The sequence below is a fragment of the Salinifilum aidingensis genome (assembly GCF_054782015.1).
Genome location: NZ_BAAGTH010000014.1, coordinates 97,554 through 111,135, shown reverse-complemented (window position 1 = coordinate 111,135; position 13,582 = coordinate 97,554). Strand labels below are relative to the sequence as shown.

Here is a 13,582-nt window from a genome sequence, read left to right as displayed (position 1 = left end):
GGTGGTGAGCGGAGAGCCCCCGCAGCGCGGCGTCCGGGGCCGGGGGGAGCACGTCATCGCCCCTCCTCGCCGCGCCGTCGAGCAGGTGCGCCCGGCGCCGGCGGGTCCCGCCGCTGACGCCGTCCCGCTGCTGCGCGCGCACCACGCCGCGGCGCTGTCCTGCGCGGAGCTCGGGGATCACCGTGCGGCCCGGTGGCACGTGCGGACCGGGTTGAGCCTGGCCAGCCAGGCCTGCTCGCCCGCGGGCGAGGCGCGGTTGCGGTTGGTGCTGGCCTGGATCGACACCGAAGCGGGGTGTCCGGAGCGGGCGCGGGCGGAACTGCGGCGGGCGGAGCCCGCGCTCGAGGGCGGCGATGCCGGGAGGGCTGCGTGCGTGCGCGGGCTGCTGTGGTCGCGCGAAGGGCGGCACCGCAGGGCTGCGGAGGCGTTCTCGGCGGCGCTGGCTCTGCTGGGGCAGGAGGATCGGCGCTGGGGGGCGCGGGCGTTGTCGCAACGCGGGGTGGAACTGCTCCACATCGGACGTTCCCGGGAGGCAGAGGCGGATTTCTCCGCGGCGGAGCGGTTGTTCGCGGCCGACGGGCAGCCCGGGAACGCGGCGGTCTGCCGGCACCGGCGGGGCTGTGCGGCCTACCGCGCGGGCGAGCTGCCGCGGGCGCTGCGCTTGTTCGACGAAGCCGTGGACGCGGGGCTCGACGCGGAATCCGCACCGGAATTCCACGTGGACCGGGCGCGGGCGCAGGCGGCCGCGGGCTTGCGCGCGGACGCGCACCGTTCGGTGGCCGAGGTGGTGGACCGGCTGGCTCGCTCGGCGTGCGGGACGCGCCTGGCGCGGACGCGGCTGAAGCTGGCCGAACTCGCCTTCCTCGACGGTGATGCGGCGTGCGCGGAACGGGAGGCGCTGCGTGCCCGGCGGCTCTTCCGGTCCGAGCGGCAGCACGCGTGGGCGCGGTTGGCCGCGGCGGTGGTGTGGGACGCGCGCCTGCGCACGGGCCGTTGTTCGTGGGGAGCGATCGTGCTCGCGCAGCGGGCTGCGCGCGCTTGTGCCCGTGCGGGCTGGGAGCGCGCGGCCGCCCGCGTCCGGCTCAGCGCCGGCCGCGCGGCACTGCGCTCCGGCTGGTGCGGGCGGGCGCGCGTTCTGCTGGGGCAGGCGGGGGTGCTGCGCGCGCTTCGGGAGGTGCCGGCCCGGGAGCGGGCGCAGGGGTGGTTGGCCCTGGCGCTGGTGGCGGAGTTGGACGGGGACGTGCGCGCGGTGCTGCGCGCCTGTCGCGCAGGTCTGCGGGAGGTGGAGCGGCACCTCGCCGGGATCGTCGCGCTCGAGATGCGCGTGCACGAGTGGTCGGCGGGGGCCGAACTCGCCGATGTCGCGATGCGCGCGGCGCTCTCCACCGGTGACCCGTGTGCGATGCTGCGCTGGACCGAGCGGCTGCGAGTCGGCGCCCTGCCCCGGCAGTGCGCCTCCGCCGCGCTGGACCGCGGCCTGGGCGAGGCGTTGGAGCGGCTGCGCGCGGCTTCCTCGGCGGTGGAACGCGCCGGTGGGCGGCGTGCGGTGGTGGCGGGGCGGCCGACGCCGGCGATCGCGGAGCTGGAGCAGCGCGTGCAGCACCGGGCGGTGCGCACCCCCGGTCGGACGCGGCCCTGGCCGGAGGTGCCGGGGCTCGCCGACGTGGGCTCCCACCTCGGTCGAACCGTGCTGCTGGCCCTGTTCGAGCACGGCGACACCCTGTTCGCCGTGTCCGGTGTGGACGGGAGGTTCTCCGCGCACGTGCTGGGGTCCCGAGCCGAGGTGGAAAAGCTCGTCGGCCGGTTGCGGCACGCGTTGGCGCGGCGCGCCTACGGGGCGAGCGCGGCGGTGGACGCCGCGCACGCCGCGCAGGCGCGGCACTGCGCGCAGCGGTTGCACGAGCTCCTGCTCGGGCCGGTGGAGGCCGAGCTGGGCGGCGAGCGTCCGCTGCTGGTGATGCCGTCGGGGAGCTTGCACGTGTTGCCGTGGGCCGCGCTGCCCGGCTGCCGGGGGCGTCGCGTCACCGTCACACCGTCGTTGCGGTGCTGGTTGCGGGGAGCGGACCGGGAGGCGCCCGCCGCCCGGACCGGAGGTTCCGGGCAGCCCGAACAGGTGTGGATCGCGGGCCCCGGGTTGGAGCACGCCGAGGACGAGGTGCGGGCGCTGCACGCCGCCGGCGGCGGGCGGTTGCTCACCGGGGAGCGGGCGACGGCGGAGGCGGCGCTGCGCGAGCTCGACGGTGCCGGGGTGGCGCACATCGCCGCGCACGGGACGTTCCGCGAGGACCGGCCGATGCTGTCCCAGCTGCGGCTGGCGGACGGCCCGCTGTACGCCTACGACTTGGAGCGGCTCTCCCGCGGGCCGCGCACCGCGGTGCTCGCGGCGTGCGAGGTGGGCGGCGCCGCGGTCGGTCCCGGCGAGCAGGTCAGCGGCGTCACCGCGACGCTGCTCGGCAAGGGCACGCGCACCGTGGTGGCCAGCGTGCTGCCGGTGCCCGACGGGCGGGCCGCGCGGGTGATGGCCTCGTTGCACGAGGGGATGCGGCGCGGGCTCGCCGCGGAGTCGGCCCTGGCCGAAGCGCAGCAGCGGTGGCGGGAGCCGGGCTTCGTCTGCTTCGGACACGGCGGGTGACGTGGTGAGGGGCCGGTTCCGCTCCCACGGCGGCGCCGGTCCCTCGCGGCACGGCGGAGCGGGGCCGGCCGCCGCCTCACGCCAGTTTGCGCAGGCGGCGGAGGCCTTCGTCGAGGACGTCGTCCTGCTTGCAGAAGGCGAACCGGACCAGGTGCCGGGTGGCATCGGGGTCGTCGCAGAAGACCTGCACCGGGATCGCCGCGACACCGACCCGTTCGGGCAGGCTGCGGCAGAACTCGGCGCCGTCGGTGAAGCCGAGCGGACGCACGTCGGTGCAGATGAAGTACGTGCCTTCGCTGCGCAGCACGTCGAATCCGGCCTCGGCGAGCCCCGCGGCCAGCCGGTCGCGCTTGCCCTGCAAGTTCTCGCGCAGCTGCCGCACCCATTCCTGCTCGGCGCGCAGCGCGTGCGCGACGGCCGGCTGGAACGGGGCGCCGCCGACGAAGGTGAGGAACTGCTTGGCGGCGCGGACGGCCGCGATGAGTTCGGCGGGGCCGCAGGCCCAGCCGATCTTCCACCCGGTGGCGTTGAACGTCTTGCCGGCGCTGGACAGCGACACCGTCCGCTCGGCCATGCCGGGCAGCGTGGCCAGGGGGGTGTGCTGGCGCTCGTCGTAGACGAGGTGTTCGTAAACCTCGTCGGTGATCGCGATGAGGTCGTTGTCCCGGCAGACCTCGGCGATCACGGCGAGCTCCTCGCCGGTGAACACGGTGCCGGTCGGGTTGTGCGGCGAGTTGAGGACCAGCGCGCGCGTGCGCGGTCCCACGGCGGCGCGCAGCGCGTCGGTGTCGAGGGCGAAGCGGCCGTCCGCCGCGGGGCGCAGCGGGACGGTGCGCCGCTGCGCGCCGGCGAGCGCGACCGCGGCCGGGTACGAGTCGTAGTACGGCTCGAGGAGGACGACCTCTTCGCCCGGTTCGACGAGCGCCTGCACGGTGGCGGTGAGCGCTTCGGTCGCGCCGACCGTGACCAGCACTTCCGTGTCCGGGTCGTGCTCGAGGCCGTAGCGCTGGCGGCGGTGCTCGGCCACGGCGGCGCGCAGCTCGGGTTCCCCGGCCCCGGGCGGGTACTGGTTCACGCCGTTGGCGATGGCGTCGCGCGCCGCCTCGAGCATGCCCGCGGGGCCGTCGGTGTCGGGGAATCCCTGACCGAGGTTGACCGCTTCGGTGCGCCGGGCCAGTTCGGTGATCTCCGCGAAGATCGTGGAGGTGAACGGGCGCAGCCGGGAGGTGAGAGCTGGGGTACGCACGTCGCGCGAGCCTAGTGCACGGCGGGGGCGGTGCAGTAGGTCCCGGCCCGCCGGTCCGCGTGGTGGGAAGCGGGCGCGTCGGAGCGGGCGGCCCGACCGTGGTGCTCGGGCCTCCTCGCGCGGTGCGGCTGGAAGAATCGAACCGTGCAGGCTTTGACGCGAGCGGAGCAGGACAAGCGGCGCGCCCTGTGGCGGATGAAGGGCATGGCCACCGGCCTGTTGGTGCTGGCCGCGGTGATCTACCTCCTCGCGCGGTGGCAGGAGCACGCGGGCGCGGGGGCGTGGGCGGGCTACGTCCGCGCGGCGGCGGAGGCGGGCATGGTCGGTGCGCTCGCGGACTGGTTCGCGGTGACCGCCCTGTTCCGGCATCCGCTGGGATTGCCGATCCCGCACACCGCGATCATCCCGACGCGCAAGGACGCGCTGGGGCGCAGCCTCGGCGACTTCGTGGGCACGAACTTCCTGTCCGAGGACGTCGTGCGGGACAAGCTGGGGCGCGCCGAGCTCGGCAGGCGGACCGGGCGGTGGTTGCAGTCCGCGGAGCACGCGGAGCGGGTGACCTCGGAACTGGCCGCTGCGCTGCGGGGTGCGGTGCGGGTGCTGCGCGACGAGGAGGTGCAGTCCTTCCTCGAGCACAACGTTCTCCGCCGGGTCGTGGACCAGCCGTGGTCGCCGACCCTGGGGCGGATCCTCGGGCAGGTGTTCGCCGACGGTGCGCACCACAAGCTCGTCGACCTCGTCTGCGACCGGGCCTACGACTGGGTGCGGGACCACCACGACACGGTGCTGCGTGTGGTCAGCGAGCGGTCCCCGTCCTGGTCGCCGCGGTTCTTCGATTCGATGGTCGCGGACAAGGTCTACGCGGAGGTGCTCTCGTTCGCCTGGGCGGTCAAAACGGATCCGGACCACCGCATGCGGCACGCGGTGGATGATTTCCTGGTGGAGTTCGCGGAGGACCTGCAGCACGATCCGCGCACGATGGCCAAGGCCGAGCAGATCAAGCACCAGATCGTCGAGCACCCGGAGGTGCGCGACATGGTCGGCGCCGTGTGGGCCACGGCGAAGCGGATGCTGCTGGAGGCGGCGGAGAACCCGGACAGCGAACTGCGCAGGAGGGTTCGCGAGGAGCTGCGCGCCTGGGGGCGCCGGTTGGACGAGGACCCCGCGGTGCGGGGGAAAGTGGACGGCTGGGTGGAGAGCGCAGCGGTGTACGTGGTGCGCAACTACCGCGCGGAGCTGACCACGTTGATCACCGACACGGTGGACCGGTGGAACGGCCGGGAGACCGCGCGCAAGGTGGAGTTGCAGGTGGGGCGCGATCTGCAGTTCATCCGCATCAACGGCACGGTCGTGGGGGCTCTGGCCGGGCTGGCCATCCACACCGTCGCGGGGCTGCTGCTGGAGTGATCCCCGCCCCCCGGAGGAACCGCCCCCGGAGGTACCGCCCCCGGAGGTACCGCCCCCGGAGGTGCCGCCCCTGGCCGGAGGCCCGTGCGCGGGAGGAGCTGGCACCGGGAGCACCGGCACCGGCGCGCTCGCAGCGGAGCGCCCTGGGAGGCCGGGTCTGAAGGCGTCCCCGGGGGCTCGGAGCGGTTGTCTGCGGCGTTCGGGGGCTTCCCGGGACGCGCCTCGGCGCCGGGGCGCAGGACGCGCGCGGGCGTGCGCCGCGCGGTGCCCGGCCCCGGCGTGCCGCGGTGCGCTGCGGGCGGCACCGCGGTCGGTGGACGGTCGTTGTCAGTCGCGGGTCTTGTCGCGGGCGAGGTCTCCCGTGTGCCGTTCGCGCCACAGGCGGGCTTTCTCCCGGTTTCCGCAGACCCGCATGGAGCACCAGGTGCGCGATCTGTTGCGCGATCGGTCGTAGAAGGCCGAGAGGCAGTCCTCCGCCGGGCAGATCTTGATGCGGTTCCAGTGGCCGGTGTGCACGAGCCGGATCGCGGCGACGAGCACCGTCCCGAGCGCATCGGTGCCGCTGAGCACGGGCAGGCCCTGCCGCAGCTCCACCCGCACCGGCCACGCGTGGGGCACGGCCGTGTCCGGCAGCGAACCGAGGGTGACGGCGGTGCGCATCGCCTCGCGGGCTTGCAGGGTCGGTTCGGTGCTGCTGGGGATGCCGAGTCCGCGTTCGAGGCACCAGTGTCGCCAGCGCACGTGGTCGCGGAGGAGTTCGGTCCCGGTTTCAGCGTCGTAGGTGTTCAGGAACGCCAGGACGAGTTCGAGGTCGTGTTCGACGGTGGGCCCTGCCGAGTCCACGACCGGGGGATTGTCCATCACTGGAGCGACAGCTCTGCTGTTCACATCCCTATCGTAAGTCACGGAACGGCGTGTACCGAGCCCCTGTAACCTGCGTTCACGCAGTGGTGGTTGCGATGTCGCCGCTGGTGGGCGGCTGCTGCGGGGCGGCCGCGGTGCCGGCGCGGGCGCCGGCTGCCCTCGGGGCGTCGCCCGCGTTCCGGGCTGAGCGGGGTGTCCGCGGGGCGGGTTCGGTGGTAACGGGAACGCGCGGAAGCGGAGCGAGGTGTGCGGATGGTCACCGCGGATTCGAGTGCGGTGCGGGTGGAAGCCGCGGAGCCGGAAGGTCCGCTGCGGTTGCTCGCGTTCGTGCTGGACTGTCCGAACCCCCGGGCGCTGGCCCAGTTCTACGGGCGCTTGCTCGGCTGGGAGATCGACGAGGGCGAGTCGGACCCGGAGTGGGTGGAGCTCGCGGACCCGTTCGGCGGGGCGCGGCTGGCCTTCCAGCAGGACCCGGAGTTCCGGCGACCCACGTGGCCGGACGCGGAGCTGCCGCAGATGGCGCACCTCGACGTCCGGGTGAGCAGTCTCGACGCCGCGCACGAGCGCGCGCTCGCGGCCGGGGCGCGGCAGTTGCCGCAGCCGCCCGATCGCCGCGAGGCGTCCTTCCGGGTGTACGCCGATCCGGTGGGGCACCCGTTCTGCCTGTGCGCCGGTGCCGGTTCCTGAGCCGCGGGCGCCGCCGCGGCCGAGCCGGGTGCAAGCAGGTTGCTTGCAAAAGTTAGCACTTGTGGGTAGGCTGCGGGCGCAGTCGGAGGTGGCAGCACATGGGTCGCGTGAACAAGTCCGTTTCCAGCGTCAACGACGCCGTGAACCAAGCTGTCACCGATCTCGGCGGCTACATCCGCGCCCAGCGCACCAACGCGCAGATCTCGGTGCGCCAGTTGGCCGAGCGCGCGGGCGTGTCCAACCCGTACCTGAGTCAGGTGGAGCGCGGGCTGCGCAAGCCCAGCGCGGAGATCCTCCAGCAGATCGCGAAAGCGCTGCGGATCTCCGCGGAAGCGCTCTACGTCCAAGCGGGCATCCTGCAACCGCGCGCAGGCGGCCCGGTGGTGGACGCGATTCTGGCCGACTCGGAGCTCACCGAGCGGCAGAAGCAAGTGTTGCTGGACATCTACGGCTCGTTCCGCAACGAGAACGACGGGACGACGTCCGACAGCGAGGAGTGATCGCATGCCCGCCGAAACGAAGACCACGACCGACGCGACCAGCGGCCCAGCCGGGGCGGCGCAGACCCTGGGCAGCGTGGCGCAGCAGGCGCGCACCCCGCTGCTCGCCGCCCTCGGGGCGGGCGACCTCGCCGCGCAGGCCCTGCTGGAGCGGCTGGAGAAGGTCCGCGCGCAGCTGAGCGAGCGGGCCGAATCCGCCCGCCAGGACCTGCCGAACGACCTGGACGAGCTGCGCGGGAAGCTGGAGCCGGCGGAACTGCGCAAGCTCGCCGACCAGTACGCGCAGTCGGCGCGGCAGCTGTACGGTTACCTCGCCGACCGGGGCGAGGAGGCCCTGGACCGGCTGCAGACCGAGCCCCGCGTGCAGCAGGTCCGCGAGCGCGTGGAAACCGCGCAGGGCAAGATCGACGACGCGGTCGGCGAGGTGCGCGAGCTCGCCGACGACGTGCTCGGCACGGTGACCCCCTCCCGCGCCGACTCCGGCGAGCAGGCGGACCAGGCCGCCGAGGAGGACTCCTCCGCGACGGGCGCCGCCGGTTCGAGCGGTGGGACCTCCAGCGGCGGGAGCTCCAGCGGCGGGTCCTCGTCGAAGAACGCCTCCGCCGCGCAGGGCGGCCAGAAGGGCGCGTCCCGGGGCGGCTCGGACAGCTGAGCTCCTCCGCGCCCGCACCGGTGCGCCCGCGCCCCGCGCTCCTCGCGGGGCGCAGGCGGGTGTGCCCTGGAACTTCGACCACGTAGGGTGGGCGCCGTGCTGTTGGCAAGTGTGATTCTGCTGGTCCTGTGGATCGCCAGTCTGCCCGTGGGCGTGTACGCGTTCATCCACGCGGCCATGCAGCGGGCCGATGCCTTCACCGCGGCGGACAAGCTGAGCAAGCCCGCCTGGCTCGGGATCACCGGTGGTGCGGTGCTGGTGCTCGCGCTGTCCCGGGGGCCCGGCGGTGGCGGCATGATCTTCTGGATCGCCGGTCTCGTGGCCGCGCTGGTGTACGTCGTGGACGTCGGGCCGAAGCTCAAGGAGGTCCAGGGGGGCAGCTACTGGTGACCCGCTGGGACGCGCACGGACGCGGTGAGCCGGTCACGCTGGTGGTGCACGGCCTGGGCGCCACACCGGGCGAGGCGCGCATCCCCGCCTCGGGCCTGCGCGGCACCCGGATCGTGGTCACGCTGCCGGGCCACGGTGCCGCGCCGGACCCCGCCCCGGACTACTGGGACTACGAGAACGTGGCGCACGACGTGCTCCGCGCGGCCGACGAGGTGGGGGCCGACCGCGCCGTCGGCGTGTCCCTCGGTGCGGGAGCGCTGACGCGGATCGCCGCGGACAAGCCGGAGCGCTTCACCCGCCTGGCGCTGATCCAACCGGCGGCGCTGGACAGCCCGCACCACCCGGAGCGCTCCCGGGTGTTCGGCGAGCTCACCGCCGCCGTCGAGCGCGCGGGCGAGGACGACGGCGCCGCGCTCCGCGAGGACATCCGCGCTTCGCTGCCGGAGGGCCTCGACGCCGGGGAGTACGTCGAGCAGCGCGCCGCAGCGCTGCGCCGGCTGGAACCCGCGCTGCGGGTGCTGCCCGAGCAGGCACCCCTGAGCGACGCGGGCGCGCTGGCCGCGGTCGCGAGCGAGGTGCTGGTGGTCGCCGCGGCGGGCGATCCGATGCACCCCGAGTCGGTGGCCCGCGACGTGGCGCGCGCGTTCCCGCGGGGCACGTGCGCGCAGCTGCCGTCGCGAGCGCCGATGACGACGCACCGGGCGCAGCTGCGCGGGCTCCTCCGGGACTTCTTGGCCCCGTAGGGCTTCGTTGCGTCGTCTGCTCGCCGAGGGGCGGCCGGGAGGGGCCTCCGGCACGTGCCGGCTGTCCGGCCGCCCGCCCCGAACAGCGGACGTCGAGTCACCACCGGTGGCCGCGATTGGTGAACGGAGAGGATTGTGGACTGGAACTCCGCAGCTGGGCACCTGCACCCCGAGCCGGCCCCGGCCCGCGGTGACGCGCTCGCCGAGCCCGCGGCGGCGGCGGTGCGGGCGCTGCCGGCCGAGGAGGCCGAGCGCATCGGCGTGGCCGACATCGACCCGGAGCTGGCCGACACCGCCGCCTTCTGCGAGCAGTACGCCTCGCCGCTGGAGCTCTCGGCGAACTGCGTGGTCGTCTCCGGCAAGCGCGCCGGCGAGGTCCGCCACGCCGGGTGCGTCGTGCTGGCCACGACCCGGTTGGACGTGAACGCGACCGTGCGCCGGCGGTTGGACGTGCGCAAGGCCTCCTTCACACCGATGGACGAGGCCGTCGAGCTGACCGGGATGGCCTACGGCGGCATCACCCCGCTGGGCCTGCCGCGGGAGTGGCCGCTGCTGGTGGACAAGCAGGTGGTGGACCAGCCGGTCGTGGTGATCGGCAGCGGCGCGCGGGCGAGCAAGCTGTTCGTGCCCGGTGAGCTGCTCGGGCGGCTGCCGAACGCCGAGGTGCTGGGCGGCCTGGCCAGCTGATCCCCGAGCGCCGGTTCAGGACGCCTCCGCGGGGGCGACGGCTGACCAGTCCACCGTGACCTCCCCGAGGCGCCACCGGCGGCGCCGGTCCCGCACGGGCCAGCCGCGGGCGGCGAACAGCTCGATCGCGCGAGTCCAGCGCGCACGCGGCCCGAACGGCACCATCGGCGCGGCCCGCTGCCAGCACCGGTCCAGCTCGGTGAACATGGCGTGCACCCGGTGGCCTCCGGTGTTGCGGTGGATGAGCGTTTTGGGCAGCCGCTCGGCGAGGTCCGAGGGCCGCTCCAGGTCCCCGGGCAGGCACGCGAGCGTCAGCGTGCGCGGCCCGGAGCGGTCGAGGGTGGCCCAGCAGCACCGGCGCCCGATCTCGTTGCAGGTGCCCTCGATGAGCAGGCCGTCCGGGGCGAGCCGCGCGCGCAGCGCGTCCCACGTGCGCCAGGCCTCCTGCTCGGTGTACTGCCGCAGCACGTTCAGCGCCCGCACCACGGTGGGTCCGCGGAACCCGCGGGCGCCTGCGGCGAGCCCGGCGAGCTCGAACCCCCCGCGGCGGAACTCCAGGTGCGGCGGTTCGGCGGCGCGCTCGCCCGCCGCCGCGCGGTCCTCGTCGATCTCCAGGCCGACGACGCGCGCCCGCGGGTGCTGCCGGTGCAGCCGGCGCGTCAGCTCGACCGTGGTGACCGGGTTCGCCCCGTAGCCGAGGTCGACGACGAGGGGTTCCCGGTCGCCGCGCAGGTGGCGGCTCGGCCACGGGTGGTCGAGCATCCACCGGTCCACGCGGCGGAGCCGGTTGGGGTTGGTGGTCCCGCGGGTGGGCGCGCCGAGCGGCCGGGCGCGTCCCGCGGCCAGGCGGGGGTTGCGCTTCTTCGGTGCGGTCGTCATCGAGCGGGCGGTGGGGACGGCGGTCACCCGCGGCGGGCCAGCCAGCGGGTGGTGAACTGCTCCTCCTCGGTGAGGAGCTTCTGGACCTGCTCGGCCGCGAGGTCTTCGAGCTTGCCGCCCACGAGCGGCACGCCGACGCGGACGGTTCCGGACACGACCAGCTCGGACGCCGGGGCGGCCCCTGGTCCGGGCAGGTCGTGCAGCCACATCGAGCCCGTGATCGAGCAGGGCACCCCGCGCACCTCCGCGGCGAGCTCGCCCGCGTACCCCTCACCGGTGGGGCGCCAGGACTCGCTGCGGTCGAGGGTGAGGTCGTCGTGGATCACGCTGCGCGCGGCCGACGGCAGCGCGTTCAGCGCGATGCTGTGCCGCACCTGGTAGCGCGCGCCCTCCTCGTCGGGGGTCGGTTCGTGCGCCACGAGCGCGGCGCGTTGGCCGCTGAGCGCGTCGAGGCGTTCCCGCAGGCACTCCACGTCGATCAGCGCTGCGAAGACGCGAGCCGCAGGCCAGTCGTTGGTGCTGCGGTGCTCGATGCGGCGGGTCATGGGGAGGAGGTTACCGTTGGCGGACGTGCCCCCTTCGACCTCCGGTGCCGAGAACTTGTCCCGTACCACAGCCCCGCCCGACGCGGCGGCCGAGAAGCGGCCGCTGGCGGAGTTCACCACGCTGCGCCTGGGGGGTCCGGCGCGCTCGCTGCTGTCCGCGGACTCGGCCGAGGCGCTGGTCGAGGCGGTGCGCGCCGCCGACGCGGCGGGTTCGCCGCTGCTGGTGCTCGGCGGCGGATCCAACGTGGTGGTCGCCGACGCCGGCTTCGACGGCCGCGTGGTGCGCATCGCCACCCGCGGGCGCGAGTGCACCGAGCTGGGCGATGGCCGGGTGCTGCTGACCGTCGAGGCGGGTGAGGACTGGGACGACGTGGTCGCCGACGCGGTCCGGCGCGGGCTGGGCGGTGTCGAGTGCCTGTCGGGGATCCCGGGCCTGACCGGGGCGACACCGGTGCAGAACGTCGGTGCCTACGGGGTGGAGATCGCCGACGTGCTGGAGTCGGTGGACCTGTTCGACCGCACCACCGGCCAGGTGCGCACGGTGCCGGCCGGCGAGCTGGGGCTGGCCTACCGGTCGAGCTCGTTGAAGCCGGGCGCGGGTGAGCGCGGCGGCAGGGCCGTGGTGCTGCGGGTGCGTCTCGTGCTCACCGCCGACGGGCTGTCCGCGCCGATCCGGTATCCGGAGCTGGCGCGCGCGGTGGAGGCGGAGCCGGGGCAGCGGGTCCCGGTGGCCGAGGTGCGGGAGGCGGTGCTGGCTCTGCGCCGCGGCAAGGGGATGGTGCTGGACCCGGGCGATCACGACACCTGGAGCGCGGGCTCGTTCTTCACCAACCCGATCGTGGCGGAGGCGGAGCTGCCCGCGGTCCTCGCCCGGATCGAGCGGACGGTGGACGGCCAGCGGGTGCCGCAGTTCCCGGCGGGCGCGGCGACGAAGCTCTCGGCCGCGTGGCTGATCGAGCACGCCGGGTTCGGCAAGGGCCACGCGGGGCCGGGCGAGCGCGTTCGGCTGTCGACGAAGCACACGTTGGCGTTGACCAACCGGGGGGCGGCGACGACGGACGATCTGCTGCGGCTGGCCCGCGAGGTCCGGGACGGCGTGACCGCGGCCTTCGGCGTGTCCTTGGCGCCGGAGCCGGTGCTCGTGGGGTGCTCGTTGTGACGTCCGTTCAGAACGGCCAGCTGTGTGACTCTTCGTGACTGATCGATAACCGTCAGTGTTTAATGGGGGATCGGTTTCGGAAACCGGCTCACCGCCCCGCGGAGCCTCCCGCGGCGGTCCCGGTGCCGAACCGGCGGCGTGCGTGGAGGGGGTGCCATGCTGACGATCAGCGAACTGCGCGATCGGGCCGTCATCCGCCCGATCAAGCGGGCCGCCGAGGACGACCTGCTGGACCTTCCCGGGGTGACCGCGGTGGACATCGGCGAGAAGCGCAGGGCCGGGCGCGGCACGGGCGCGCAGGCGGTCGTCGTCTCGGTCGCGCGCAAGCGGGACCTGTCCGACGTTCCGGTCGGCGAGCGCGTTCCCGCCGAGATCTCCGGTGTCGTCACCGACGTGATCGAGGAGGAACCGGTGCTGTGGCACATCCACTGCACCCGCGACCAGGCCCTGACCTGGCCACCGGCGCAGCGGCCCGACTCGCTCGGCGCGCTGTCCGGGCGCGGCGTCACCCCCGCGCGCACGGCGCGGCTGTTCATGCCGCAGGTTCCGGTGGCCGACGAGTACCACCGCATCGGCACGCTCGGGCCGCTCGTGCTCTCCGAGGGGAGTGCGCTGGGGCTGACCACGTTCGACGTGGCCTGCCTCGACGACGCCTGGAGCGTCGGCGACGCCATGGTCGACCCGCTGCACGGGCGCACCTGCGGTGAGCTGGACCGCGCCGCCCTGTCCGGGCGGGTGGACGCCGCCGCGGTCGGCCTGGCCGGGGCGGAGGCCGACGCGCTCCTGCCCGACCCCGGCGCGGCCGACGGCGGGCAGGCGGGACCCGCTCGCGCGGAGCGCGGTGCGACGACCGCGTTCCCCGGGGGGCGGGTGTGCAAGGTGGGGTTCGGAACCGGGCTCACCCACGGCGTCGTGACCTCGGTGGACGCGAGCGTGCGCGTGGACCACGGGGATGCCCTGGGGGTGCGCGTGCTGCGGGAGCAGCTGCGCATCACCGGCACCGGCCGGTTGTACTGCGGCGCAGGTGACGCGGGTGCCGCGGTGCTCGACCCGCTCGGCCGCGTCGCCGGCCTGCACGTGGCCGGCAGCTGCACCGGCCGGGTGGGGTTCGCCAGCCCGATCTCCGAGGTGCTCGCGGAGCTCGACGTGCGGTTGTTCCTGGCCGGAGCGCGCGTCGGCGCGTGAGCCGGG

The 13,582-nt window shown here is 74.8% G+C and carries 14 protein-coding genes; 10 read left to right on the top strand and 4 right to left on the bottom strand.

Features of this window, described 5'->3' with window-relative positions:
* Nucleotides 1-4 precede the first annotated feature (4 nt).
* Complete coding sequence (locus ACYVJE_RS18605; protein WP_461145444.1) at nt 5-2,632, top strand: CHAT domain-containing protein; 2,628 nt, start codon at nt 5-7, stop codon at nt 2,630-2,632.
* Between the two features lie 76 nt (nt 2,633-2,708).
* Here the strand turns inward: ACYVJE_RS18605 and ACYVJE_RS18600 are convergent, their stop codons facing one another.
* Nucleotides 2,709-3,878: a pyridoxal phosphate-dependent aminotransferase gene (locus tag ACYVJE_RS18600; RefSeq protein ID WP_461145443.1), complete on the bottom strand. Its 1,170-nt coding sequence runs from the start codon at nt 3,876-3,878 to the stop codon at nt 2,709-2,711.
* Nucleotides 3,879-4,073: 195 nt separating this feature from the next.
* Between ACYVJE_RS18600 and ACYVJE_RS18595 the strand changes: the two genes are divergently transcribed.
* Complete coding sequence (locus tag ACYVJE_RS18595) at nt 4,074-5,285, top strand: DUF445 domain-containing protein (RefSeq protein ID WP_461145477.1); 1,212 nt, start codon at nt 4,074-4,076, stop codon at nt 5,283-5,285.
* Between the two features lie 327 nt (nt 5,286-5,612).
* On the opposite strand, the gene ACYVJE_RS18590 is transcribed toward ACYVJE_RS18595, so the two are convergent.
* Entirely contained in the window at nt 5,613-6,173 is a 561-nt protein-coding gene (locus tag ACYVJE_RS18590) for a CGNR zinc finger domain-containing protein (protein WP_459157554.1), read from the bottom strand.
* 228 nt (nt 6,174-6,401) lie between these two features.
* Between ACYVJE_RS18590 and ACYVJE_RS18585 the strand changes: the two genes are divergently transcribed.
* The 6 genes from ACYVJE_RS18585 (at nt 6,402) to ACYVJE_RS18560 (ending at nt 9,808) form a co-directional block, all read left to right on the top strand.
* Complete coding sequence (locus ACYVJE_RS18585; protein ID WP_459157553.1) at nt 6,402-6,836, top strand: VOC family protein; 435 nt, start codon at nt 6,402-6,404, stop codon at nt 6,834-6,836.
* A gap of 98 nt (nt 6,837-6,934) precedes the next feature.
* Nucleotides 6,935-7,336: a helix-turn-helix domain-containing protein gene (locus tag ACYVJE_RS18580; protein ID WP_459157552.1), complete on the top strand. Its 402-nt coding sequence runs from the start codon at nt 6,935-6,937 to the stop codon at nt 7,334-7,336.
* A gap of 4 nt (nt 7,337-7,340) precedes the next feature.
* Nucleotides 7,341-7,988, top strand: coding sequence for a hypothetical protein (locus ACYVJE_RS18575; RefSeq protein WP_461145442.1), 648 nt, complete (start codon nt 7,341-7,343; stop codon nt 7,986-7,988).
* 96 nt (nt 7,989-8,084) lie between these two features.
* Nucleotides 8,085-8,378, top strand: a complete 294-nt coding sequence (locus ACYVJE_RS18570; RefSeq protein ID WP_459157550.1) for a DUF2516 family protein — start codon at nt 8,085-8,087, stop codon at nt 8,376-8,378.
* Nucleotides 8,375-9,121 (top strand): alpha/beta fold hydrolase, encoded by a 747-nt coding sequence (locus tag ACYVJE_RS18565; protein ID WP_461145441.1) that lies wholly within the window; start codon nt 8,375-8,377, stop codon nt 9,119-9,121. Before ACYVJE_RS18570 ends, ACYVJE_RS18565 begins: the two co-directional genes overlap by 4 nt.
* A gap of 132 nt (nt 9,122-9,253) precedes the next feature.
* Nucleotides 9,254-9,808 (top strand): YbaK/EbsC family protein, encoded by a 555-nt coding sequence (locus ACYVJE_RS18560; RefSeq protein ID WP_461145476.1) that lies wholly within the window; start codon nt 9,254-9,256, stop codon nt 9,806-9,808.
* A 15-nt stretch (nt 9,809-9,823) separates the two neighbouring features.
* On the opposite strand, the gene ACYVJE_RS18555 is transcribed toward ACYVJE_RS18560, so the two are convergent.
* Both ACYVJE_RS18555 and ACYVJE_RS18550 read right to left on the bottom strand, forming a co-directional pair.
* A complete protein-coding gene (locus ACYVJE_RS18555) occupies nt 9,824-10,687 on the bottom strand; it encodes a class I SAM-dependent methyltransferase (RefSeq protein ID WP_461145440.1) in 864 nt (287 codons plus the stop codon).
* A gap of 23 nt (nt 10,688-10,710) precedes the next feature.
* Complete coding sequence (locus ACYVJE_RS18550) at nt 10,711-11,232, bottom strand: DUF2505 domain-containing protein (protein WP_459157547.1); 522 nt, start codon at nt 11,230-11,232, stop codon at nt 10,711-10,713.
* Between ACYVJE_RS18550 and ACYVJE_RS18545 the strand changes: the two genes are divergently transcribed.
* Nucleotides 11,219-12,391, top strand: coding sequence for a UDP-N-acetylmuramate dehydrogenase (locus ACYVJE_RS18545; protein WP_461145439.1), 1,173 nt, complete (start codon nt 11,219-11,221; stop codon nt 12,389-12,391). The two genes, ACYVJE_RS18550 and ACYVJE_RS18545, sit on opposite strands and share 14 nt — an antisense overlap.
* A gap of 156 nt (nt 12,392-12,547) precedes the next feature.
* Nucleotides 12,548-13,576, top strand: coding sequence for a chymotrypsin family serine protease (locus ACYVJE_RS18540; protein ID WP_461145438.1), 1,029 nt, complete (start codon nt 12,548-12,550; stop codon nt 13,574-13,576).
* Nucleotides 13,577-13,582 lie beyond the last annotated feature (6 nt).